This window comes from Paenibacillus sp. FSL K6-1566 (assembly GCF_038050475.1).
GTDB classification, from domain to species: domain Bacteria; phylum Bacillota; class Bacilli; order Paenibacillales; family Paenibacillaceae; genus Paenibacillus_AQ; species Paenibacillus_AQ lactis.
The window spans coordinates 1,835,001-1,858,221 of sequence record NZ_JBBOSR010000001.1 but is presented as its reverse complement, the minus strand read 5'-3'; the positions used below and the strand labels follow the sequence as shown (position 1 = coordinate 1,858,221).

18 protein-coding genes, 11 tRNA genes, 1 rRNA gene and 1 pseudogene are annotated in these 23,221 nt (G+C 52.2%); 3 read left to right on the top strand and 28 right to left on the bottom strand.

What is annotated here, in order from left to right; genetic code table 11:
• Positions 1 to 174 precede the first annotated feature (174 nt).
• A complete protein-coding gene (uraA, locus tag NST08_RS07930; protein ID WP_341341664.1) occupies positions 175 to 1,476 on the top strand; it encodes a uracil permease in 1,302 nt (433 codons plus the stop codon).
• Between the two features lie 330 nt (positions 1,477 to 1,806).
• Here uraA and NST08_RS07925 read toward each other — a convergent pair whose 3' ends face one another.
• From NST08_RS07925 to NST08_RS07900, 6 genes are all read right to left on the bottom strand, one after another.
• Positions 1,807 to 2,322: an adenine phosphoribosyltransferase gene (locus NST08_RS07925; RefSeq protein WP_007133175.1), complete on the bottom strand. Its 516-nt coding sequence runs from the start codon at positions 2,320 to 2,322 to the stop codon at positions 1,807 to 1,809.
• Between the two features lie 26 nt (positions 2,323 to 2,348).
• Positions 2,349 to 4,748: a single-stranded-DNA-specific exonuclease RecJ gene (gene recJ, locus NST08_RS07920; RefSeq protein ID WP_007133174.1), complete on the bottom strand. Its 2,400-nt coding sequence runs from the start codon at positions 4,746 to 4,748 to the stop codon at positions 2,349 to 2,351.
• Positions 4,749 to 4,808: 60 nt separating this feature from the next.
• Positions 4,809 to 5,777, bottom strand: coding sequence for a cation diffusion facilitator family transporter (locus NST08_RS07915; protein ID WP_007133173.1), 969 nt, complete (start codon positions 5,775 to 5,777; stop codon positions 4,809 to 4,811).
• Between the two features lie 96 nt (positions 5,778 to 5,873).
• On the bottom strand, positions 5,874 to 6,794 hold the full coding sequence (secF, locus tag NST08_RS07910) for a protein translocase subunit SecF (protein ID WP_007133172.1): 921 nt from the start codon (positions 6,792 to 6,794) through the stop codon (positions 5,874 to 5,876).
• A complete protein-coding gene (gene secD, locus NST08_RS07905; protein WP_007133171.1) occupies positions 6,784 to 8,034 on the bottom strand; it encodes a protein translocase subunit SecD in 1,251 nt (416 codons plus the stop codon). Before secD ends, secF begins: the two co-directional genes overlap by 11 nt.
• 131 nt (positions 8,035 to 8,165) lie before the next feature.
• Positions 8,166 to 8,426 (bottom strand): post-transcriptional regulator, encoded by a 261-nt coding sequence (locus NST08_RS07900; RefSeq protein WP_007133170.1) that lies wholly within the window; start codon positions 8,424 to 8,426, stop codon positions 8,166 to 8,168.
• 204 nt (positions 8,427 to 8,630) lie between these two features.
• Between NST08_RS07900 and spoVB the strand changes: the two genes are divergently transcribed.
• Complete coding sequence (gene spoVB / locus NST08_RS07895) at positions 8,631 to 10,229, top strand: stage V sporulation protein B (protein ID WP_251537947.1); 1,599 nt, start codon at positions 8,631 to 8,633, stop codon at positions 10,227 to 10,229.
• Here the strand turns inward: spoVB and NST08_RS07890 are convergent.
• Together NST08_RS07890 and NST08_RS07885 are read right to left on the bottom strand one after the other, a co-directional pair.
• Positions 10,226 to 11,173 (bottom strand): DUF421 domain-containing protein, encoded by a 948-nt coding sequence (locus NST08_RS07890; RefSeq protein ID WP_007133168.1) that lies wholly within the window; start codon positions 11,171 to 11,173, stop codon positions 10,226 to 10,228. The two genes, spoVB and NST08_RS07890, sit on opposite strands and share 4 nt — an antisense overlap.
• 408 nt (positions 11,174 to 11,581) lie before the next feature.
• Positions 11,582 to 12,878: pseudogene (locus NST08_RS07885) on the bottom strand (IS110 family transposase).
• A 546-nt stretch (positions 12,879 to 13,424) separates the two neighbouring features.
• On the opposite strand from NST08_RS07885, the gene NST08_RS07880 reads away from it, so the two are divergent.
• On the top strand, positions 13,425 to 13,814 hold the full coding sequence (locus NST08_RS07880) for a TIGR04086 family membrane protein (RefSeq protein ID WP_007133167.1): 390 nt from the start codon (positions 13,425 to 13,427) through the stop codon (positions 13,812 to 13,814).
• Between the two features lie 87 nt (positions 13,815 to 13,901).
• Here NST08_RS07880 and yajC read toward each other — a convergent pair whose 3' ends face one another.
• The 20 genes from yajC to rrf all read right to left on the bottom strand — a co-directional run bounded on the left by yajC (position 13,902) and on the right by rrf (position 23,138).
• On the bottom strand, positions 13,902 to 14,204 hold the full coding sequence (gene yajC, locus NST08_RS07875; protein WP_007133166.1) for a preprotein translocase subunit YajC: 303 nt from the start codon (positions 14,202 to 14,204) through the stop codon (positions 13,902 to 13,904).
• Positions 14,205 to 14,252: 48 nt separating this feature from the next.
• Positions 14,253 to 15,392, bottom strand: a complete 1,140-nt coding sequence (gene tgt, locus NST08_RS07870; protein ID WP_007133165.1) for a tRNA guanosine(34) transglycosylase Tgt — start codon at positions 15,390 to 15,392, stop codon at positions 14,253 to 14,255.
• Between the two features lie 19 nt (positions 15,393 to 15,411).
• Positions 15,412 to 16,443 (bottom strand): tRNA preQ1(34) S-adenosylmethionine ribosyltransferase-isomerase QueA, encoded by a 1,032-nt coding sequence (queA, locus tag NST08_RS07865; protein WP_007133164.1) that lies wholly within the window; start codon positions 16,441 to 16,443, stop codon positions 15,412 to 15,414.
• Between the two features lie 6 nt (positions 16,444 to 16,449).
• Positions 16,450 to 18,531 carry a SpoIID/LytB domain-containing protein gene (locus NST08_RS07860; RefSeq protein ID WP_028404990.1) on the bottom strand — a complete coding sequence of 694 codons (2,082 nt, stop codon included), beginning with the start codon at positions 18,529 to 18,531 and terminating at the stop codon, positions 16,450 to 16,452.
• A 57-nt stretch (positions 18,532 to 18,588) separates the two neighbouring features.
• Positions 18,589 to 19,596, bottom strand: a complete 1,008-nt coding sequence (gene ruvB, locus NST08_RS07855) for a Holliday junction branch migration DNA helicase RuvB (protein WP_077569201.1) — start codon at positions 19,594 to 19,596, stop codon at positions 18,589 to 18,591.
• Positions 19,597 to 19,630: 34 nt separating this feature from the next.
• Complete coding sequence (ruvA, locus tag NST08_RS07850) at positions 19,631 to 20,248, bottom strand: Holliday junction branch migration protein RuvA (protein WP_210095745.1); 618 nt, start codon at positions 20,246 to 20,248, stop codon at positions 19,631 to 19,633.
• Positions 20,245 to 20,748: a crossover junction endodeoxyribonuclease RuvC gene (ruvC, locus tag NST08_RS07845; protein ID WP_028404989.1), complete on the bottom strand. Its 504-nt coding sequence runs from the start codon at positions 20,746 to 20,748 to the stop codon at positions 20,245 to 20,247. The genes ruvA and ruvC overlap by 4 nt, the downstream gene beginning before the upstream one ends.
• 339 nt (positions 20,749 to 21,087) lie before the next feature.
• Positions 21,088 to 21,801, bottom strand: coding sequence for a BofC C-terminal domain-containing protein (locus NST08_RS07840; protein WP_007133158.1), 714 nt, complete (start codon positions 21,799 to 21,801; stop codon positions 21,088 to 21,090).
• 135 nt (positions 21,802 to 21,936) lie between these two features.
• Positions 21,937 to 22,010, bottom strand: a tRNA-Pro gene (locus NST08_RS07835).
• Positions 22,011 to 22,020: 10 nt separating this feature from the next.
• Positions 22,021 to 22,100 (bottom strand) — tRNA-Leu (locus tag NST08_RS07830).
• Positions 22,101 to 22,149: 49 nt separating this feature from the next.
• Positions 22,150 to 22,226 (bottom strand) — tRNA-Arg (locus tag NST08_RS07825).
• A gap of 3 nt (positions 22,227 to 22,229) precedes the next feature.
• Positions 22,230 to 22,304 (bottom strand) — tRNA-Gly (locus tag NST08_RS07820).
• 22 nt (positions 22,305 to 22,326) lie between these two features.
• A tRNA-Lys gene (locus NST08_RS07815) sits at positions 22,327 to 22,402 on the bottom strand.
• Positions 22,403 to 22,415: 13 nt separating this feature from the next.
• A tRNA-Asp gene (locus tag NST08_RS07810) sits at positions 22,416 to 22,492 on the bottom strand.
• Between the two features lie 29 nt (positions 22,493 to 22,521).
• A tRNA-Met gene (locus NST08_RS07805) sits at positions 22,522 to 22,598 on the bottom strand.
• Between the two features lie 69 nt (positions 22,599 to 22,667).
• A tRNA-Val gene (locus tag NST08_RS07800) sits at positions 22,668 to 22,743 on the bottom strand.
• A gap of 4 nt (positions 22,744 to 22,747) precedes the next feature.
• Positions 22,748 to 22,822, bottom strand: a tRNA-Glu gene (locus NST08_RS07795).
• A 17-nt stretch (positions 22,823 to 22,839) separates the two neighbouring features.
• A tRNA-Ser gene (locus NST08_RS07790) sits at positions 22,840 to 22,931 on the bottom strand.
• 5 nt (positions 22,932 to 22,936) lie between these two features.
• Positions 22,937 to 23,012, bottom strand: a tRNA-Asn gene (locus NST08_RS07785).
• Between the two features lie 9 nt (positions 23,013 to 23,021).
• Positions 23,022 to 23,138, bottom strand: a 5S ribosomal RNA gene (gene rrf / locus NST08_RS07780).
• Positions 23,139 to 23,221 lie beyond the last annotated feature (83 nt).

The following is a 23,221-nucleotide window of genomic DNA, read 5'->3' as shown; positions in this document are numbered from 1 at the left end:
TACATACATTATGCCCTATTCCTGGCGGATAGACATCTTGGATTCGACAAGGCTTGCATCTTTTTTGACGGACTGCAAAAAATATTGTTGAAAAAACGAACGATTGTATTTAATCTATTAAAGATCGTACGCGAACGGTCCTATATTTAAAGTCCTATAGAGGAGTGGAATAACTTGCAACGCGAAATTCAGGTTGATGAAAAGCTTCCGCTTGGCCCCGGTTTCCTGCTGAGCCTTCAGCATTTGTTCGCCATGTTCGGAAGCACGGTGCTCGTTCCTAACTTGTTCGGTGTGGATCCCGGCATGATCCTGCTGATGAACGGGATCGGCACGCTGCTCTACATTTTTTTCTGTAAAGGGAAAATTCCTGCATATCTCGGCTCAAGCTTCGCCTTCATTGCGCCGGTTCTGATGGTGCTGGATGGCAACCCGGATGCCAACTACGGAAAAGCACTCGGCGCGTTCATCGTAACCGGGGTCATCTTCTGCCTGGTTGCCCTTATTGTCAAGTACGCAGGAACCAAGTGGATCGACTTTGTGTTCCCTCCGGCTGTCATGGGCGCCATCATCGCCATGATCGGTCTGGAGCTCGTTCCGGTCGCCGCAGACATGGCCGGCTTACTCCCTGCAGAAGGAGAGTCCATCAATCCGACAACGGTAACGATCTCGCTCGTAACGCTCGGCGTAACCGTGTTCGGATCGGTGCTGTTCCGGGGCTTTCCCAAAATCATTCATATCCTGATCGGGATCGTGGTAGGTTATGCGCTATCCTTTGCACTTGGCGTTGTAGAGACGGAAAAAATCGCCGAGGCCAGCTTCCTCTCCATGCCTGAAATTACGACGCCGGTATTCGACGCTACAGCCATCTTCAGCATTATTCTGGTCTCGCTCGTCGTGATCGTGGAGCACATCGGGCACCTGCTCGTAACCAGCAATATTGTAGGCAGGGATTTAGCGAAAGACCCGGGGCTTCACCGCTCCCTGCTCGGCAACGGGGTCTCCACCATTTTGTCCGGCTTCGTCGGCTCGACGCCGAACACGACCTATGGGGAGAACATCGGCGTCATGGCGCTGACGAAGGTATACTCGGTATACGTCATTGCCGGAGCGGCCGTCATTGCGATTCTGCTCTCGTTCTCCGGCTCGTTCTCGGCCGTCGTGGCCAATATTCCAACGCCGGTTATGGGCGGCGTATCCTTGCTGCTGTTCGGTGTAATCGCGGCTTCAGGCCTGCGAATTTTCGTTGAGCAGAAGGTCGATTTCTCCAAGGCAAGCAACATGATTATGGCGACGCTGGTATTCGTAACCGGCATCAGCGGCGTTTCCTTGAAGATCTGGACGGTAGAATTGAAAGGTATGGCTTTGGCAACGATCGTGGGCATGTGCCTCGCTATTCTCATCAAACTGTTTGAAATAACGGGCCTCTCTAACGAAAAGAATAACGAACAGCCTATCACCGAGAAAACGCCGGACTAAAGCTGTCTAAGGAGCATCATGAAAAACAGCCGCAAACCTGCGGCTGTTTTTTTATATTCAATTGCGGGATTCTCTGTTGCAATAGCCTTTTAGTGCCCTTGTTATAAAGACATTGATCGGATGGACATGAAGTATATTTCAATCAAGGGCTTGAACCCCTTCTCCGTACCGCCTTCTCAATGGCATCGAAGGTTATTATTCCGGGAGAGCTATATCTCAATGTAGATCAAAGAGAGCTAACGGCTGCATATTCTTCAGCCTCCTGAACCAACACAAAAAGGTCCTGAGCCATCGCTCAGGACCTTTTTATTTCCCGGGAAAATTTGTCGTTTACTCGTATTTCATAAGCGTAAATACGTCGATTCCATCCAGCTTCGAACGCCCGTTCAGATCTGCAAGCTCGATCATAAATGCAGCGCCGACCACATTGCCGCCCAGCTGACGAATCAAGTTAACCGATGTGGAAATGGTGCCGCCGGTTGCGAGAAGATCATCCGCAATCAGTACATTCTGCCCTTTCTCGATGGCGTCGGTATGCATAGCCAGACGATCTTTGCCATACTCGAGGTCATATCCTACCTCAATCGTTTCGTAAGGGAGCTTTCCGCTCTTGCGAATCGGCGTAAAGCCGACGCCAAGCGCATAGGCCAGCGGTGCGCCGACAACGAAGCCGCGCGCTTCCGGGCCCGCGATCACGTCAATTTTGAGGTCGGATACCATCGTTTTCAGCTCTTCGATCGCTTTGCGGTATACCTCACCATTTTTCAGAAGCGTCGTAATGTCTTTAAAACTGATTCCTGGCTGCGGAAAGTCGGGAACGACGCGAATATAATCTTTAAAATCCAACTTAATCTCCTCCTGTATCATTACGGCTAAGAAACATCTTTAGTACGGGACATCATCCACTGGGTTAATTGTTCAGTACCGGCATGCAGCAAATGCTGTTCCATGTCCGCAAGATTGCTTAATTCCCGGAAATGCCGGGAAGCATCAAGCGGTTTCTTCTCCGGTTTCGGAACAAAGGTAATCCATCCCTTGGCCCGCTGGATGAACACCAATTCCTCAAATACATCCAGCGCTTTGGCAAGCATGCGCGAGGACAGCGAAGTTCGCCGCTTCAGCTGCGCCACCGCTTCCTGCTCCGGTACCGGCGAGGATGCCATGCCGGCAAGCAGAACATATAGCTGCTTGAACTGTTCGCGGCTCGGGATCAGCAGTCGTTCACGCTCATTCCGAGTCGGATGCAGCATGAATATATTAGGAACGTTGTGGAAGGCCTCCATCATCGCATCCAGCTGTTCGGCGCTCTCCGGTATGTCCAGCACGAACAAAACGGAAGTGTCTTCTTTAGGTTTGCTCTCAGCAATATCGTTATCCGGCATAATGCCAGCATTCCTATCATATACCCAAAGGCACATATCATACAATTGACTTTTTATTTCAGGATGTGAATCTTTTGCATATACGACGGCGGACCTGTCGGCTGAGCACTGCAGGTATGGCGCAAGCTCCGCTCTCCACCGTTTGATGGCACTTAGAGGCTCAGAAATCCCGCGGAAATCAAACACCTGTCTGGAAGACACCCGAAGGTCTTGAATCAAGAGCTGGAGTCTGCGGCTGCCGTTCCATTCATTCACGGACAGCTCCCCAAGAACATCCAAGACCGTGCCAGCCGGCAGCAGATCGGCCAGATGGCCGCTCCCGAAGAAGAGAGCATCGATCTGCTGACCCTTCTGCGCAATCCGCAGCTTCAGATGCTTGCCTTCCTTGCCGATTTTCCGTACTTCCTGTACGGTAACATCCCGAAAAATGATCTTGGGAACGGCGTTGGCCATCCCGAACGGTCCAAGCAGCTCCAGCTGTTCAATGACGGGAAGCGAGACGTCCGACATGCTGCACTCCATATCCGCTTCGCAAACTGCGGTAAAATGCTCTTCCCTCAGCACTCCATCAGCGAATTGCTGGAGCGCATGTTCAAATTCGTCCAGCCGGTCCCGGTGCAGGCTCATGCCTGCAGCCGAAGGGTGACCGCCGAAATGATCCATGACGTCCCGGCAGGAGCTTAAAGCTTCATAGATGTCCAGCCCCGGTATGGAACGAGCAGAGCCCTTGCAGTTGCCTGTCTCGGGATCGATACCAAGAATGACAACCGGCCGGTAGAACCGCTCCAGCACTTTGGACGCTACAATGCCGACAACCCCCACATTCCAGCCTTCGCCAGCCAGTACAATGACGGATGGCAAGCGCTCGCCCCATTTGACGTTAACCATTTCAATCGCTTCCTGTACGATCGTTTCTACGACCTGCTGCCGGTCCTTGTTCAAGGCGTCCAGCTCAAACGCCAGCCGCTCTGCTTCCTCCCGGCTCTCCGTCGTAAGGAGCGTAACCGCCCTGCCGGCATGATCCAGCCGGCCGCTGGCATTAATCCTCGGGGCCATGGCAAACGCCACGTTGACAGCCGTCACCTGCTCGACCTGGACCCCCGATACCTCAAGCAGGCAACGAATGCCTTCATACCGGGTTGACCGCATCGATTCGATCCCTTGCTTAACGAGCACGCGATTCTCGCCTGTCAACGGCATCAAATCGGCAATCGTCCCGATCGCAACGATTTCGAGCCATTCCTTTGGCGGCTCTCCGACGAGAGCCTGTGCCAGTTTGTAGGCTACGCCGACGCCAGCCAAGCCCTTAAACGGGTAGGGGCATGCCTTGATTTTCGGATTGATCAGCGCATAAGCATCGGGCAGCCGCTCCGGCGGTTCATGGTGATCGGTAACAATCACATCCATGCCGAGCTCATTCGCATATGCAATCTGATCGACCGCGCTGATTCCTGTATCGACCGTGATCACCAGGCTCACGCCTTGCTGGTGCGCCCAATCGAGCGCATGATTATGTAGACCATAACCTTCATTCGCACGGTGAGGAATGTATATATCGTAGGAGGCTCCCAGCTCACGCATTAGCTGAATCATGAGCGAGGTGCTGGAAACCCCGTCGGCATCATAATCGCCGTAGATCAGAATATGCTCCCGATCCTCCAGCGCTTTTCGAATACGCGGAACGGCCTCACGCATTCCCTGCATGAGATAAGGATCATGGGTAAGCTCAAAAGAGCCGTACAGGAATCTGTTCCCGTCTTCCAAGGATAAGACTCCCCGCGTCGCCAGCAATGATGCCACAACAGGCGATAGCGACATTTCCTTTGCGAGCCATTGTGCCGTATGGTGATCCGGGGCTTTTACCCGCCATTCATATTTGGAATACAGCACAGGATAATCACCTTCCTCTCTCCTGCCGCTTTCCTGCTGTCTTAAGTATAGATCACTTGATTACTGCGGCAGTGTTGGCGAATCATTGTCCAACAGGTCAAAATTCGACTTATACGGATAACCGGGATCATACGGAACAACGGAAACCTTGACATCCGAAACGAGCATAAACCGATGGGTCAGAAGCTTGCGAATGCGTTCGGCAATTTCTTGAGCCTCCAGCACCGACGTGCGCGGGTTGACGCTGACCATAACCTCCAGATTGACTTGGCGAACCTGGCCGTACTCCTGAACTTTAAGTTTCTCGACCGTAATGACGCCATGAACGCGCTGGATCGTATCCATAAATTCGGGCTCGAATTCATGCCGCTTCTCTTCCGTCAGCGTACCGTATACGGAATGAATGATGGAGATATACCCTTTGCGAATCACGAGGCACGCCACAATCAGAGCCGCCACGGAATCCATATAAATAAGTCCGTACCCGTCAAAATACACCCCCGATATGAATGACAAGAAAACGCCGATGATGACCGTGATCGAGCAATATAACGCAAAGCGGTGGTTCTCCAATATCGACTGCAGTCGATGGTCTCTGTTCTTTTTCATATGATGATACTGGTACTGAAATACCGCTTCATTGATGGCCAATGAGATGAGCACGGCAAGCAGCGCCGTTTTATCCGGTGCTTCCGGGACTCCGGAAGCAAACGTTTGGATCGCGGAAACTCCGATTTGAAGGCCGCCCATCATAATCAATACAGCGATTAGGATGGAGATCACAGACTCAGACTGCATGGATGGACCTTGCTTATTTCGTTCAGCGCTGCTTCTCCCGAATACCCGGAGATGCGGCAAACGGTCCGCCAGCAGCGACGCAGCGCTTGCTGACGAATACATGGCATCTGCCATCAAAGCCTTACTGTTTAACAGATAGCCGGCAATGCCTTTGAAGACTGCCAAGGCGAAATCTGTCACAATGCCTGTCCAGAGGACAGCTTCCGTTTGGTTCGATCGTCCGTTCCTCACTTGAGGTCCCCCCCAATCATGCACGCTATAAGGCAGCTAACTTTTGAAAGCCGCGTCGCCTGCGACGCGGCTTTCATGTGTATAGGATCGATGTGATTAAATCTCGATTTTATCTTTGTTCGGCTTCACTGCTTTTTGCGGCTTGTTGCTGACATTTTTCCCTTTAAGCACAAGCCACAACGGGCTTGCGATGAAGATCGACGAGTACGCACCGATCAAGAGACCGATACAGATCGCCAAGGAGAACATCCGAATCGATTCACCGCCGAGTATAAGCATGAACAATGCAGCGATAAACACCGACAATGCGGTATAGATCGAACGCCCAATCGTCTGGGACAAGCTTTTGTTGACCAGCTCGACCAAATCGGAACGGCGTTTAATTTTGGCAAAGCGCAGATTTTCCCGGATCCGGTCAAAGATAACAATCGTATCATTGATCGAATAACCGATAATGGTCAGCACCGCGATAATAAAGGTAAGGTCGACCTCCAGCCCCAGAATCGAGAATATGCTGACGACGACAAAGGCGTCATGCAGCAATGCTACGATGGCTGCAAGGGCGAACCGCCACTCGAACCGAATGCTGACATAAATGATAATCCCGATACAGGACAGCAGCACCGCATAGATAGCGTTGCGTCCAAGCTCCTTAGCCATCTCGGGATCTACCGTGTTGACTTCAAAGGTAGCCGAGGGGTCCAGCTTTTGAACCGCCGTCCGCAGCTTGCTGTCCTGATCCTCGCTCAGCACGTCGCTGAACCGGATATTGATGCGGTCTGTCCCTTCCGTGATGCTGGCATCCTCGCCGATCCCGATTTCATTCAGCACCGGCTGAACCTGTTCGCTCGTCAGCTGCTGCTTAAAAGATATGTCTACGTTCGAACCGGAGCGGAAATCAACGCCGTAGTTCAGCCCCCGCATCAGCAGGAATACCAAGCCCAGAACGGTTATGACAATAGAGAAGATAAAGAAGATTTTACTTTTGCCGACATAATTGAAGTTTTTAAAGCTCACGAATGTCACGCTCCTTTACACCGTAATGGCTCGGTTTGCCGGCCCAACCTATTCTCACAAGTAGATTGAGCAAGAAACGGGAGAAATAAACGTTCGTGGCGATACTGATAAGGATCTCCAAAATCAATACGATGGCGAAGCCTTTAACGGCACCCGTACCGAATGCGAACATGACAGCCGCAACGAGAATCGTCGTCACGTTCGAGTCCATGATCGCGCGCAGCGAAGACTTGCCTCCGGCTTTTACCGCAGAAGCGACGCTCTTACCTGTTCTAATCTCTTCCCGGATCCGTTCATAGGTTATGATGTTGGCGTCAACCGCCATACCTACCCCGAGAATGAACGCTGCAATCCCCGGCAGGGTCAAGGTAAAGTCTGCCCATACAAACACGAGAATCAGCAGCCATGTATGCAGAATGAGTGCAAAGCTTGCCAGCAAGCCAGGAATGCGGTATCGGATGATCATAAACAGCAGGATTGCAACCGACGCCAAAAGACCTGCCTGAAGCGTCTTCGTTAGAGACTGCATGCCAAGGGTAGCCCCAACGCTCTGCGAATACTTCTCAACCAGCTTGAGCGGCAATGCGCCAAGGTTGATCGTATCGCGGATTTGCTTCGCCTCATCCAGCGTATAACTACCTGTAATTTGAGCGGAACCATCCGTCAGCACGGCTTGTACCGTCGGAGCGGACAGCAGCTGGTCATCCATAAAGATTGCCAATTCCTGACCGAGCAGGCGTTCCGTAATTTCAGCAAACTTTGCTTTGTCTTTCACCTTAATGTCTATCATAGGCTGATTCAGTTGGTCATAGGCAATGGATGCGCCATTCTCCACAAAATCATTGCCCCGAAGCTCGATTTTACAGAACTCCTCGCCTTCTTTACAGCCGTCATTGCTTCGGAATGTAAGGTTTGCAGGTTCCTTCATCGTCTTCCGAACCTCGGCCTCATCCGTCACGCCGGCCACTTTCAAACGAATGCGGTTGGTTCCTTCCGGTGTAACCTCCGGCTCTGTTGTGCCGAGCGCATCTGCGCGCTTTTGCAAGCTCTTCGCAGTTTCCTGCAATGCTTCTTTCGTGACTTGCTGCCCTTCCATCAACGGCTCCGCTTCATAAAGTATTTCAAAGCCGCCCTTCAGATCTAGACCTAGGCGGACATCTTTCAGCAAGCCTGGAGTTGTAACGGCCATTATAATGGTAAGCCCGAGCACGGTAACGATGAAACTGATGATTCTTTTCATGCCGTCCCTTTTTCCCCCTTTTTACTCAATATTCCTATTATAGCGATGTCATAAAACCCAGTCAATTTATCAAAATTTGTCGGGATGAGGATCAATCATATATACGGCAAGTCAAAAAGGGACCTCTTTCATTAATCGAAAGACGATCCCTTATATGCTGATATTGTCATATAATTCATTAAGCTCATTGCCTTTAAAGATAAGATATCGTTGACCAGTTTATGGAGGGACGGAACGCCTTCCTTCTCATATTTGCTATTGACGCAGTTCCAGATATCATCCGTCGTCACGTGCTCGTAGCCTATGAGGTGCATCTCCTCGACTTTGCTTTGGCATACCATTTCGATGGTGCTCATCAATTCGTCCTCAGTCATAGGTGTCAGTTGTTCCATGACGTATAGCCTCCTCCCTGTCGTCTCCTTTGATAGATTCGACTCCTAAAGCCTGTTTCCTTCTATTCGTACCATGACCGCGTCAAAAAGTAAAGTCATCATATGGGACAGGTAGGGCATATCCATAAGAATAACGTTAATTTGGCGGTTCATACAGGAAAACAAGCCCTTAAATTCAGCCTCAACCAGGGAGTGGGATGGACAGTGAACAAGCAATCGTTTATCAAAGGAACATTAATCTTACTAGCTGCAGGCATACTGAACCGTATCCTCGGTTTCATTCCCCGCATCGCCCTGCCACGAATCATCGGTCCGGAAGGCGTTGGCATTTACCAGCTCGGTTATCCCTTCTTTATCGTTCTTGTTACGATCATTACCGGCGGAATTCCGCTTGCCATTGCCAAAATGGTCGCCGAAGCGGAAGGCGCCGGAAAGCGGGATGCTTCCAAGCAAATTCTCCAAGTCAGCCTGATGCTGACGCTGACAGCCGGAACGCTCTTTATGGCATTGAGCCTGCTGCTGGCTCCTTGGGTCACGGGGGTCCTTCTGCCGGACGAGCGGGTGTTCCAGACCTTCATCAGCATGACGCCCATGCTTATTATCATCGCGGTCTCTTCCGTATACAGGGGCTACTTCCAGGGCAAACAAAACATGATTCCCTCCGCGAGCTCCTCCGTCATCGAGACGATCGTCCGAATCGTATGCATGCTGTGGTTTGCCCATCTCCTCATGCCTAAAGGCATCGAGTACGGAGCGGCTGGAGCAATGCTTGGCACTGCCGTAGGCGAACTGATCGGGATGGTTGCCCTGCTGCTGCAGTATGCCGGCGAAGAGCGCCGAAACGGCAAGCTCCTGCCCAAATCGCCTCCTCCGGACACATCCGGGTTAAAAGAATCAGCGGATACAACCCGAGGGATTCTGAAGCGGCTGGCAGGAATCGCGATTCCGGTCACCGGAGGCCGAATGGTAGGCTCCTTCTCCTACCTGCTTGAAACCATTCTTACGAACCGCAGCCTTGCTCTGGCCGGCATCGCTACAACCGTCGCGACCGCCCAATACGGCGCCCTTCAGGGGATGGTCATACCGCTGCTGCTGCTTCCGGGGGCGCTCACGGTATCACTCGCCATCTCCCTGGTTCCTTCTCTCTCGGAGGCCTCCGCGCGTAATGACCGGGTGACCATACATAAACGGATGAACCAGTCACTTCGACTGGCTCTCGTATCAGGCGCCCCCTTTGCCGTTGTTATGTATGTCCTGGCCGAACCGCTGTGCCTGCTTCTGTACGATAACCGGGAGGTCGGAACCATGCTTAAAATAATGGCTCCCTTCGCGCTGTTTCTTTACGTGCAGTCCCCGCTACAAGCAGCGCTGCAGGCGCTGGATCGGCCAGGAAGAGCCCTTGTCAACACTTTGATCGGAGCCCTGATTAAAATGAGCCTGATCGTCTATCTGGCATCCAATCCGGCCTTCGGCATCAAGGGGGCGGTCATAGCCATTCTCGTGAACAGCGTTGCGGTCACCGTGCTGCACGGCTTCAGTCTGTCCCGGCTGATCGGATTTCGCTTCCGTTGGCTCGATTACATCAAAACGGCGGCCGTCATGCTGATCATGGGGGCTTCGATTCTCTATGGATATAACCATCTGCCGTTTAGTACACAGCCATGGCTTCAATTTCTTACGTCCGTTACCGTAGGCTTCGCCGTCTATTTGGCCGTCATCTTTATGACCAGACTGGTGACGCCGCGCGATCTGGAGCGCGTTCCCGTGGTGGGAGCTTGGCTCAACCGCAGCAGCCGCCGTTAATCCTGCTCTTTCCCGTCGAGGTAGATCCGTCCCTTATGATCAATGGAGCAGAGGAATACATCCTCGAAATCGTTAAAACCATACTTTCGGATTTCGCCTTGGAGCCATGGCCGGTTTTTGTCGATGAGCTTCAGGTTTTCATCTTGCACCTTTCCGTCCATGATCAGCGGGATCGGCATCCCTTCATAGGTAACCTTATGGTAAGGAATATCGATAATTGCCTCTTGTGAAGCACTGCGGGTGGACATGGTTTGCCCGTTGCCGTTACCAGAGGAAGCACCACCGGTGGAGGTGGAAGAGCCGCTGCCGGAACTCGAAGGGTTGCTGTTGGATCCGGAAATGCCCTGCTGACTGCCACCTACGGAAGCCTCCGCATCGGACCTGGAAGCCGTGCTGCTGGATCCAGAGCTGTCCTGCTCGCTGCCGGACACGACAACCCCGCCCTGATCATCCGAGCCTGAGGAGCTGGCCGAGGAGCCTGCTGCATCCTCTTTGTCTTTAGGAATAATGGTTAGCTGACCGGTCGTTTCCAATATTGCAAACTCTACATCGGCCAGGCTGTCTATATCCTTGCCGCGAAGCTGCTGCATCAGATCATCCAGATTGTAGCGGAGCCTCGCCATCTCCTTGCGGTGAAGCTTCCCCTTGGATACTAGGATGCTAGGCTTGCCGTCAGCCAACAGACGGATATTTCGAAATTTTAATCCAAGATAGGCCAGCCCCACTTGAATCCCAACGAGGACGATAATCGGGGCGAGACCTTCCCAAATCGGCTTGTTGACATCCTCCAGAACAAACGCTGCAATCTCTGCAATCATAATCGAGATGGCAAGATCGAATATGGACAGCTTTCCGATCTCTCTTTTTCCCATAATGCGCATCGTCACAAAAATAACCGCATACATCAGAATCGTCCGCAGTATCAGAATCGTAATATGAGACATAATCAATCCCTCCCACTATTATTTAATGTTTTCTCGCGTTTTCTCACTCGTTCTTAGATTTTCAACCATCGACCATCCTGAAAGATGGAGAAGTCATGTAGCTATGACATAATTTTCTGGAGGAGCCGGAGGCGGGAATAGAGGTTGGGACGCTGTTCCCAATCTATGGATGAGTCGTATGACCGCACTCTGGATATCCACTCTATTCCCCCAACGGCTTACCCTCCCATGTCACGCTGGGTCTTAGCCCTTACATTCCTTCGTTCTGCCTCTCGAGGTGTGGACGCCGTTTCCTTGCTCCTTTACTGGGTCGTTGCCCTTATGGAAATAGATCCTACGGCTGCTCCGTGCTTCAATTGTCGTTGGTTTATTTTAAGTTCTGTGTGAGAAACGTGAAAATGGTTTGAATTAAGCTGCCATCTGTAACTGGGCCTGACGTACCGGCCCCAGAACATCGGATGGCTGGTACGGAATGCGTTTGGTGCCTATCGTGTACAATACTCGGATTAATTTACCACAAAGCGCCACAATGGATTGCTTCTTTTTCAGCGGGTTGTGACTTCGCTTCGTGAAGTACTGGTGCAACGCCTTAAACTCGGCGTTCTTCGCCACCATCGGCATCACCGCTCGGAACAACAAAGCCCGAAGCCTGGATCTGCCACGCTTTGTAATCGTCGATTTGCCTTTCTTCTTGCCAGAGCTGTTTTCTTTTAGATTTAAGCCAGCGAGCCGAATAATCTGCTGGCCGTGGTCGTAACCACTAAGGTCCCCGACTTCAGCCAGGAAGCCGGCGAGCGTCACGATGGCAACACCAGGGATGGTCAGCATTTCTTTCGTTCCCGGAATTTGAGCTAACAAACGCTCCACTTCTATCATGATGTCCTCAAGCTGCTTGGCGAACATCTCGTATTGCTCCAGAAGAGTCTTCAGCTCAATTTTCGCTGCTGCCAGTCCTTGTTTAAGGCCGATGGAGGTTCTCGCCGTTTCAAGCAACTGCGACGCTCGTTTGGGACCGACGGCGCGCTTTACGTCTTCTTTCCAACGACGCACGATTGCGCCCACACCTAGCGCCACAATCTCGCTCGGAGTCGGGAATTCACTCAGCGTAATCAGCGAAGCCTTGCCCTCCCAGTCCTTAAACACCTGGCCATACTCCGGAAAGAAGCGGTCTAACCAATTCTGAATGCGGCGCTGGACTTGGCCGAAGTTAACCATGACCTTCTCCCGAAGATTCATCAGGATCCGAAGATCTGCGTAGACGTTCATCGGCAATTTAGGCTCGCTGTATTTCCCATTGCGCACCAGATCGGCGATAACCTTGGCGTCTTTGTAATCGTTCTTGGTCGGTGAGTTGTCCTCAAGCTCTTTGCTCTTGTTTACGTGATGCGGGTTAACAACGACGACTCTTACGCCTTCACGCTGCAGATATTCAGCCAGTGGAAACCCAGTAGTGTCCGGTGGGCTCGATCCCCAAGACGATTTCCGTCTTGTGATGTCGCCGCTGAAGCTCCTTCATCCACGTTACAAGTTTCGTTAAGCCTTGATGGTCATTGCCGAACACGCAGTCTTTACCGAGCTCGATTCCGCGGAAATCGACGGCTCTGGCGACATGTGTTTTCTTGGCAATGTCGGCTCCGACAACAAGAGTTGATTCGGTAATTTGTTGAATTCGTTGATTCTGTTTCCTGGCGTGTTTATACTTCATTGTAGAGTGCCTCCTGCGCTGGGATTTGTTCTTTGGTCGGAACGTTCCCCAGTATACAGAAGGTACTTTTTTCATTCAAACCTCGAATTCATTCATTACAGGAATGGCTCCTAGCTGGTCGAACATTCTCATGTACAGCTATTCTGACCTTCGGCATCCATTCCCATTCGAAGATTGACGATTAATTAATGGCAATCTTACAAATATCGAATTTGGCGGTTTCCGTTGTACTATCTGACCAGGCTTGGCCATACAATATTTACTAATAGAGGTTGTTCAAAAAGTCGTCTTTTGATCACGCAGTGAATCAAGAAGTACCCGGCATCGAATCTTGAATTCGGCCGGGCCTTCCGATGCTCACGTACCCAAAACTAGCAGATGCTTTCGAAGACGTTTTCTGAGAAAACGTGTAGCTCCGCTCCTCAGGCCCTAGCTTTATCTAACCTAAAGCGTTTTGAAAAAACGCACTTCGGAAGCATAAGCTTCGGTGCTGAAAAACCGACTTTTTGAACTCGCACTAATATATTCGTTAAGGGGGAACGATTCATGGAACCGATCCGGCGAGTATTCACCTTTCGCGTTACCAATCCCATTCTTTCAGGTCTTTTGTATTCATTTTTTTGGATGTTTCTTGGCGCGCTGGCGCTCTCCCTCCTGCTGTGGAGCAGCGGCTTGACGGAAGAGGATTTATCGTTCTACACCTTTCTCGTACATGCTCTTTCCGCGTTTATCGGAGGCTGTGTTGGCGGAAAGCGTGCAGGAAACAGAGGCTGGTATTACGGCTGCTTAACCGGGCTTCTGTACGGCGTTACGCTGCTTGCTATCGGATTCCTTGCGTTGGACAGCTCGCTGGCGCTTGGAGACCTGACCCTGCTGGCCACCGTCTTTATCGCCGGTGCGATCGGAGGCATGTTCGGCGTTAACTTGAAAAAATAAAAGCAAGCAAAAAGGCCGGCTCCAGAATAGAGTCGGCCTTTCGCTTGCAAATCAAGTCCCTCGAAGGACATATGTATGCCTTGAGGATTACGTATTGTTTACACTATGGCTGATCGAATTGCGATCGAACGTCAACTTCGTTACATCATTCACTTTCAAAACGACGATATCATCGGTAATTTCCACAATCGTACCGTGAAGGCCACCGATAGTTACCACTTTATCGCCTTTCTGCAAAGCGCTCAGCATTGCAGTTCTCTGCTTCTGCTTCTTCTGTTGCGGACGAATCAGCAAGAAATAGAAGATGACGAACATCAGAACGAACGGCAGAATCAAGCCAAGAAGACCTCCGCCGCCTTGATTCGGTGCTGCTGCGAGTTGATCAAGCATATTTCTTTCCCCCCCTTCAACGACAAACCCCATGGGTCATTAGCTTACTTAGAAACCTTTTTCATTATCATGAAGGCCGTACTTGTCAAAAAACTCATCGCGGAAATCAAGCAGACGGTCTTCCATAATACTTTGACGCACTTTCCGCATCAGATCGAGCAAGAAATGAAGATTGTGATACGTCGTTAAACGAAGCCCGAACGTCTCGTCACTCTTGATCAGATGACGCAGATACGCACGCGAGTAGTTACGGCAAGTGTAGCAGTCACATTCCGGATCCAGCGGTCCAAAATCCCTGGCGTATTGAGCATTTCGAACGACAAGACGGCCTTGACTTGTCATCGTTGTTCCGTTACGGGCAATCCGTGTCGGAAGCACGCAATCGAACATATCCACGCCACGAATCGAGCCCTCGATCAAAGCGTCGGGTGATCCGACTCCCATCAAATAGCGCGGCTTATTGTCCGGCAGCAGGGGCACCGTGTAATCCAGCACTTCATACATCAGCTGCTTCGATTCTCCCACACTAAGTCCACCAATAGCATAACCCGGGAAATCCATGGAAGTCAAATCAGCGGCGCTTTGCCGGCGGAGATCTTCGTACATCCCTCCCTGGACGATTCCGAAGAGCGCCTGATCCTTCGGTCTGGCATGGCTTTGAAGGCACCGCTCGGCCCAGCGTGAGGTCCGTTCAGTGGATTGTTTCACGTATTCGTATTCCGCCGGGTAAGGCGGACATTCATCAAATGCCATCATAATATCGGAGCCGAGCGCATTTTGAATCTCCATCGCTACTTCCGGGGAGATGAACAATTTGTCTCCGTTTAAATGGGATCGAAAATGCACGCCTTCCTCCGAAATTTTTCTCATTTCCGCAAGGCTGAATACCTGGAATCCGCCGCTGTCGGTCAGGATGGGCCGGTCCCAATTCATGAATTTGTGCAGCCCGCCTGCCTCCTTGACGATCTCATGCCCGGGGCGAAGAAAAAGATGGTAGGTATTGCTCAGAATGATATGGGCATCCATCGCCTTCAGCTCTTCCGGGCTCATTGTTTTGACGGTTGCAAGCGTGCCGACCGGCATAAACGTCGGCGTATCGATCACGCCGTGGGGGGTGTGAACCCTTCCCAGCCTCGCTCCCGACTGCTTGCAGGTTTTTATATGTTCGTACGTAACAGCAGCTGCCATGTCCAACCAACCTCCGAAGTTAATAAATAAACATTGCGTCCCCAAAGCTGAAGAAGCGGTATTCCTGCCGGACTGCTTCACGGTAAGCTTCCAGAATATGCTCGCGTCCGGCCAGCGCGCTTACGAGCATGACCAGCGTCGATTTGGGAAGGTGGAAATTCGTAATGAGCGCATCCACCACGGTAAATGAGTATCCTGGATAGATAAAAATGCTAGTCCATCCGCTGCTCTCGCTGAGAGGGCCTCCCTTATGAGCTTGGCCCACGGTTTCGAGCGTTCGGCAAGACGTCGTTCCTACCGCGATTACTCTTCCTCCCCGACGCTTGGTCTCATTGAGGAGCTCAGCCGTTTCCTTGGAGAGGGAATAGTATTCTTCATGCATGACATGATCCTCAACCCGCTCAACGGACATCGGGCGGAAAGTTCCAAGCCCGACATGCAGCGTAATAAAAGCGATATTCACGCCTTTGGCCTTAATCTCGTCGAGAAGAGCCTCCGTAAAATGAAGTCCTGCCGTCGGAGCAGCCGCGGAGCCTTCATTCCGGGCATACACGGTTTGATACCGGTCACGGTCATCGAGCTTCTCCTTAATGTAAGGAGGCAGCGGCATCTGGCCCAGTTCATCCAGGATCTCCTGGAAAATTCCTTTATAGGTGAATCGAAGCGTCCGAGCGCCCATTTCCCCCTCTTCTTCAATAACGGCTTTGAGCTTCCCGTTTCCGAAGGAGATCGTGCTTCCCCGTCTCAGCTTCTTGCCCGGCTTGACAAGCGCTTCCCAGCGGTCTTCCCCAAGGTTCTTCAGAAGCAGCACCTCAGCTTTCGCACCCGTCTCCTCTTTCTCGCCGAACAATCGGGCGGGGATGACCTTGGTATCGTTAAGAACGAGGGTGTCACCCGGATTCAGAAAACCAACGATATCGGCAAAGGTCCCGTGGGACATCGCTCCATCCTCTTTATTCAAGGCAAGAAGCCGGGAAGCGCTGCGTTCCTTTAAGGGAGTCTGCGCAATCAAACGCTCCGGCAATTCAAAATCGTATAAATCCACATTCATGATCGGTCATTCCTTCGTAATAATCGTGTCGCGGTAATAGTGTTGCAGGATCTGCTTATAATCATACCCTTGATCCGCCATTCCTTTGGCGCCCCATTGGGACATGCCCAGGCCGTGGCCGTTCCCTTTGCCCGTAAATTTAAAGCCAGCCTTGCTGTCAACGGCTCTGGCTTGTCCTTCACCGCTCAAAATAACGGTACCGGCGCCCTTTACGCTGGCGCTTCCGTTGCCTGAGACAACCGTAACGCTCTCTCCGGACGAAACCGTTGATTCTGCACCATTCGCGCTCAATACAGTATAACTTCCGGTCGGTTCAATATCAAACAAGGTGCTGGGCAATCCGTTAAATGCCGAACGGTACACATCCGGGTACTTCACATCCAGCTGCTGGCCATTGGCGTTGACGGACAAAACCCGGCCTGAAGGACCGCGCTCGGTCACCGTCAGCGACGTTATGGCTGAAGGGAGGGCGCTAGACGTCTTCCCTTTCAGCGAAGCCAGCAGCTGCTCGGACGTGAACGGGCCCCGAATCCACGCATAGCTGTTCGATTCCGCCACCTTGTCCAGAACGACCGCCGTATCGCCCGGATTCATTTGGGCTACAGGCTTAGCATCGGATTGAATCAGGGGCAGCGGACGCACATTCGTGTCCTTAGACGTAACGGTCATATAAGGGAGGCCTGCAGCAGTCTTGCTGCCTGTCTCCTTCACGTTATCTTCCCGGACATAGCCCGTGAGCCCGCTGGGCAGAAGAACGTGGTACCACGATTTCAACGCGGCTTGTGCCGACGTATCGCCCGGACTCTCGACTGCCGCGAATACATTGTTGGCATTGCCCCATACCTCTGCAGGGTCAGAGGTCATGCCTCCCGCGTTGGAGGAGAACACCGTCTCGACCAGCTTGCCGTCCTTCATGACGACTTCTCCCTCAGTGGCGTCCACCGCCTGCACGACGCTCGGATACTCGTAGGCCGTACCGTAGTAAGCCTGACTCAGCGTTGTATCGACGACATTGGCGACCTCAAACTTGGTTCCTTGGAACAGCGCATAGGTTCTTGCGGCAACGGCTTGTGCCTTCAAAGCCTCGGCCCCCCATGAGGAAGGCACTTCGGCTCCTACCACCGAATATAGATACTGCTGGAACGGCAGCTCATTAACCAAATACAATTGCCCGTTCTTCTTGCCGATCTCCATCGCTCCGCGGTAAGTTCGGTCGGAACGTTCTTTCACATGGATTCCGGTGCCCGCTGTCCCCGACACCTTGAGCGTGGCCAGCTCACCTGACAGCATAAAGTGCTGAACTTCTTGAGCAGCCGCCAGGTTCAGACCGGCGTCCCTGCGGAGGATCAATCCCGGGGTCTTGGTATTCGTCTCAACAAGGGGATTTGGCGCTGCAGCAGCGGCTTGCTGCTGGACAGCGGCCAAAGCCGATGCATTGGCAGCCTCCCCGACCCAGACCTCATAACCTGCCTGGGTCATGACGTTAAATGCGTCAACGCCGGCAGCAGCATAGGCTGCACGCGCTGCTTCCGCCTGCGCTTCCGTTGCGAAGGAGCCTGCGGACAGATGGAGTCCGCCTCGTACCGAAGGGGTCTGACCGTTCAAATGGGCAGCCGCCGTCTTGGCTGTTCTCGCTGCCGCATCGGATGCAGCCTTCTCCGATGCATACATGCCCGTATACAGCTTGTACACCTTGCCGTCCACAAACAGCATTGGTTTATCGCTCGTTGCCTGCAGCTTTTTGGCGGCTTCGGCAGCCGTTTTCCAATCTGTCGTCTCCAGTACCTTCACCCGGTAAGAATCGACGCTCATGCGCGTTTGTTGGTTAGCCGGTATGCTTGTCATCGCGTCCTGGGCTCCGGCATTGTCTAATGCAACCGTCAGGGCCTCCTCGGATTGCAGGGTAACGGCATTCACTGTGGATCTGTACTGGCTTCCAAGATCCAGGAACATCGCTACCCGAATCGTGTCAAGTGACGGGGCGGCAGCGTGCGCGGCAGGTGCGGCCCAAATGCTTGCGGCAAGAGCAGCTGCCGCCATGCCTGCGGCAGTTCTGCGGAGAAATGACTTCTTCCCCTTTATATTCATGTCTACAAACCTCCTGGAGCTGTAAGGATAGAATGATAAGCTATTGTCCAAAAACTTCTAACGGCGATCCTCCGGAACCGGGATGCCTAAATGATGGTATGCGTTCGGTGTCACGACCCGCCCCCGCGGTGTACGCTGCAGGAACCCGATCTGCAGCAGATACGGCTCGTACACGTCCTCGATGGTCTGGCTCTCTTCGCCGATCGTAGCCGCGATCGTATCCAGGCCGACCGGCCCGCCGCGGAAGCTCTTGATCATGGCATGAAGCATTTTATGATCGATCAGATCAAGCCCCATCGGGTCGATCTGCAGCATTCTCAGCGCTTCCTTTGCTATGTCGGTCGTAATCATCCCGTCGCCTCGTACCTGTGCGAAATCGCGGACCCGCTTCAGCAGCCGGTTTGCAATCCGCGGCGTCCCCCGCGAACGAAGGGCAATTTCCTCTGCGGCATCCCCTAATATTTCGATACCTAAAATGTCCGCGCCGCGGGACACGATATAACTTAGCTCATCCACCGTGTAAAATTCCAGCCGGCTGACAACCCCGAAGCGATCGCGCAGCGGGGCGGAGAGCAATCCTGCTCTCGTGGTGGCGCCTATGAGCGTGAAGGGCGGCAAATCCAGCCGGACCGAGCGTGCGCTCGGCCCTTTGCCGATCATGATGTCCAGCGCAAAATCCTCCATTGCCGGATACATGACCTCCTCGACCGTCCGATGCAACCGATGGATTTCGTCGATAAAAAGAACATCGCCCTCCTGCAGATTCGTAAGAAGGGCAGCCAAATCGCCGGGACGCTCGATGGCGGGTCCCGAGGTCGTACGCAGATTTACGCCAAGCTCATTGGCGATAATGTTCGCAAGGGTTGTTTTCCCCAGTCCCGGGGGACCGTACAGCAGCACATGGTCCAGCGCTTCCTTGCGCATCTTCGCTGCCTCGATATAGATTTTCAAATTCTCTTTTACCTGATTTTGTCCGATATATTCGGCCAAATACCGGGGACGCAGGCTGAGCTCTACCGCCTGGTCCTCCATCATTAAATTCGCAGTAATAATTCGATCGTCCATCTTAAGTTAAACTCCTCTCCTGCAGACGACGCTATTAACCGGCATACAGCTGCTGCAGTGCCCGTTTCATCAATACATCGACCGATTCTCCGCTGCCTATGGAATCCTTAATCTTCAGCCATACTTTATCCAGTTCGCTGTCCGTGTACCCGAGCGCCTTCAGCCCCTCGCGGGCTTCTGTCCAAGCCGAACCGCTTTCTTCCGGCTGCTCCTGCTGCAGGGCGAACAGTCCTGTCGCCATGGCGGCATCGCTGAAGCCGTCCAGCTTGTCCTTCAGATCCAAAATCATGCGTTGGGCGGTCTTCTTCCCGATGCCCGGCAGCTTGATCAGAAATGAAATATTCTCTTGGAAGATGGCCGATACCACATGATCCGGCGAGCCGCCGCCCAATATTCCGAGCGCCACCCGCGGGCCGATGCCGGATACTTCGATGAGCTTGCGGAATAACCGCTGCTCTTCCCGTGTCGGGAAGCCGAACAGCAGAATCGCATCCTCGCGTACATGATGGTGGGTATACACCGTGACGACTCCTTCCATTTTGGCGAAGGCATACGGGTTCGGGCAGAAGATGCGATACCCTACATCATGAACATCCAGCACAATATATTCACTCTCGAGATGGACGACTTGTCCACGTAAAAAATCAATCATTTTCGCAATACCTCGTTTAATCTGGAATTTAACGTATAGGAATGGGCGTGACATATAGCGACAGCAAGCGCATCAGCCACGTCGTCGGGCTTCGGTATGCTCGCAAGCTTCAGGTACATCCTTACCATCTCCTGTACCTGTTTCTTCTCCGCCTTCCCATAGCCTACAATCGCCTGCTTAACCTGCATAGGCGTGTACTCGGCAATGGGAAGTCCCCGCTGAACGGCTGCGAGAATGAGCACGCCTCTTGCTTGGGATACCGTCATCGCCGTCGTTACATTCCGGTTAAAAAAAAGCTTCTCGAAAGCCACGGCTTCCGGCTCATATTTATCAATCAACTGCAGCATGCCCTCATAAACCTGATGAAGTCTTTCCTCTTCGGGCGTATGCGCTTCGGTCTGGATACAGCCGTACTGCACCGGCGACACCTTGCTCCCCGTCTTATCAATAAACCCGAAGCCAACGATGGCAATCCCCGGGTCAATGCCTAAAATACGCAATACTAACCTCTCCTCTGATGAAGCGAACATATGTATCGTTCTCCCATTATAACAAAAGATCGACCTTTAGTTGAGGAAAAACTTTGAACCTTTTCTTGTGCCTATTTTCACATTGTTTCCCTAAGCTTATGATTCCTTTTTTAAGGGAGGCTTCTATTAGGCTTGTGGGCGGATAAATTGCACTCCGTTCTTGACCGCATGGCCTGCTGCGCGCAACTGAAAAAGAAAAACTGCCCGGTGCAAATCAGCACCAGACAGTTGCGGTGTTGCAGTGTAACAATAGAGCAGCAAAAATGTGGCATTGTCGAAAAACGGTCGACCCGGTTCGCCCGGATTCGCTCAGGAGCTGGGCTTCATCACATTTTCAGCCATATCCCGCGCATAATCACTAAACGTCGACAAGACGCTGTTGTATTCATCCATATCCTGAATCCGGATCCCCTCCTGAAGCTGCTGGATGACATCCTTTGGCAAGGAGGACTCCATCGAACCGATATCTAATTGGAAAAAGGTGCGGAGAACCTTCTCTTCTTCGGGAGGTCCCTCAAACAAAGTTAAATTTCCGCTTGCATCCACGCTCATGTACGCTTGCTTCTTGCAGTTGGGGGAGAGATCGGATACCGTTTGCTCCAGCCAAACTTCCCCTTTGTCATCCAGGCGGCCCTGCCATAATGGGTTTTTATTCATCAGTTCATAGATGCCGTCTGCATTCAGGCGCCCGATATTCTGCTCTTCAACCCCGCATACATAGGTAGTGCGCAGATGTACTTTCTTCTTCCCCTTTGATGCGTTCAGTTCCTGCATAAACTTTCTCTGCTCGGAAGTCCGCTCTTCTTGCTTCTCTTCTTCCATCTGCAAATAATGCATCGTCTCGAGCGCGAGCGGTTTTTCGCCGCGGCTATCGGTGAGCAGCATATTCATTTGATCCTTCAGCGTCTGGCCAGACCAAATGAAGATCATGGCCGCTGCAAGGATCGAACTGGACCAGATGGCCCGTCTCCAGCGTCTCCGTCGTTTGCGGAACACTTTTCTTAGGAATTGAAAAACACTCAAGGTTATCCCCTTCTATTCAATGTTTTTCATATTGTGACCGCAAGGCTGCCAAATTATTCAGACATCCCTTGTACCGAAAGTGCGCAACGACAAAAGGACCATCTTCAGAAATTCTGAAAATGGTCCTTGCTTGAATCGGGACGACACGATTTGAACATGCGACCCCCTGGTCCCAAACCAGGTGCTCTACCAAGCTGAGCTACGTCCCGTTATTTAAAATGCCGGTGAAGGGACTCGAACCCCCACGGTTTCCCTCACGATTTTGAGTCGCGCGCGTCTGCCAATTCCGCCACACCGGCGTAAGGATAATCATTAAGTAAATTCATGATGAATGCGCACATCAATCAATGGCACGCCCTGAGAGATTCGAACTCCCGACCTTTTGATTCGTAGTCAAACGCTCTATCCAGCTGAGCTAAGGGCGCAAATGGAGCGGACGACGGGAATCGAACCCGCGACCCTCGCCTTGGCAAGGCGATGCTCTACCGCTGAGCCACGTCCGCAATATCAAGATTTATGTAACACTGGTGAGCCATGAAGGACTCGAACCTTCGACACCCTGATTAAAAGTCAGGTGCTCTACCAACTGAGCTAATGGCTCCCATTGTTAAAAATGGCGGAACTGACGGGATTCGAACCCGCGATCTCCTGCGTGACAGGCAGGCATGTTAGGCCTCTACACCACAGTTCCATGAGGCTTGATCGCTAATGCGATATAATTGGTTGCGGGGGCAGGATTTGAACCTGCGACCTTCGGGTTATGAGCCCGACGAGCTACCGAACTGCTCCACCCCGCGTCATTGTGTATAAGCTCCCCTAATAAAACCACCTGTAAAGCCTTTGCTTTATCTTTTGGGGATATTTAATGGTGGAGGCTGAGGGGATCGAACCCCCGACCCTCTGCTTGTAAGGCAGATGCTCTCCCAGCTGAGCTAAGCCTCCATGTTGGTGACCCGTAGGGGATTCGAACCCCTGTTACCTCCGTGAAAGGGAGGTGTCTTAACCCCTTGACCAACGGGCCGTATATAAAGTCCTTGCTGGCGGAGAGAGAGGGATTCGAACCCTCGAGACGCTTTTGACGCCTACACGATTTCCAATCGTGCTCCTTCGGCCAACTCGGACACCTCTCCATAAGTGGCTCCCCGAACAGGACTCGAACCTGTGACAACTCGATTAACAGTCGAGTGCTCTACCAACTGAGCTATCAGGGAATATGTACCGCTTGGCGGCGTCCTACTCTCCCGGGACCCTTCGGTCCAAGTACCATCGGCGCTGGAAGGCTTAACGGTCGTGTTCGGTATGGGAACGCGTGGAACCCTTCCGCCATCGCCACCAAACGTTAAATTCAGGATGCGGCATCGCCAAATGCCGTAATCATCTTCATTGCATGTGCAGCTTGTACACCTGCAAATCGGGTTTG

Coding starts and splice junctions, on each gene's coding strand:
- tgt (WP_007133165.1), bottom strand. CDS start 15,392: ATGGCAGCTGCTGTTACGTACGAACATATAAAAACCTGCAAGCAGTCG.
- ruvB (WP_077569201.1), bottom strand. CDS start 19,596: ATGGACGATCGAATTATTACTGCGAATTTAATGATGGAGGACCAGGCG.
- yajC (WP_007133166.1), bottom strand. CDS start 14,204: ATGCTTGATCAACTCGCAGCAGCACCGAATCAAGGCGGCGGAGGTCTT.
- NST08_RS07880 (WP_007133167.1), top strand. CDS start 13,425: ATGGAACCGATCCGGCGAGTATTCACCTTTCGCGTTACCAATCCCATT.
- queA (WP_007133164.1), bottom strand. CDS start 16,443: ATGAATGTGGATTTATACGATTTTGAATTGCCGGAGCGTTTGATTGCG.
- NST08_RS07890 (WP_007133168.1), bottom strand. CDS start 11,173: ATGTCTCATATTACGATTCTGATACTGCGGACGATTCTGATGTATGCG.
- NST08_RS07860 (WP_028404990.1), bottom strand. CDS start 18,531: ATGAATATAAAGGGGAAGAAGTCATTTCTCCGCAGAACTGCCGCAGGC.
- secD (WP_007133171.1), bottom strand. CDS start 8,034: ATGAAAAGAATCATCAGTTTCATCGTTACCGTGCTCGGGCTTACCATT.
- NST08_RS07900 (WP_007133170.1), bottom strand. CDS start 8,426: ATGGAACAACTGACACCTATGACTGAGGACGAATTGATGAGCACCATC.
- ruvA (WP_210095745.1), bottom strand. CDS start 20,248: ATGATTGATTTTTTACGTGGACAAGTCGTCCATCTCGAGAGTGAATAT.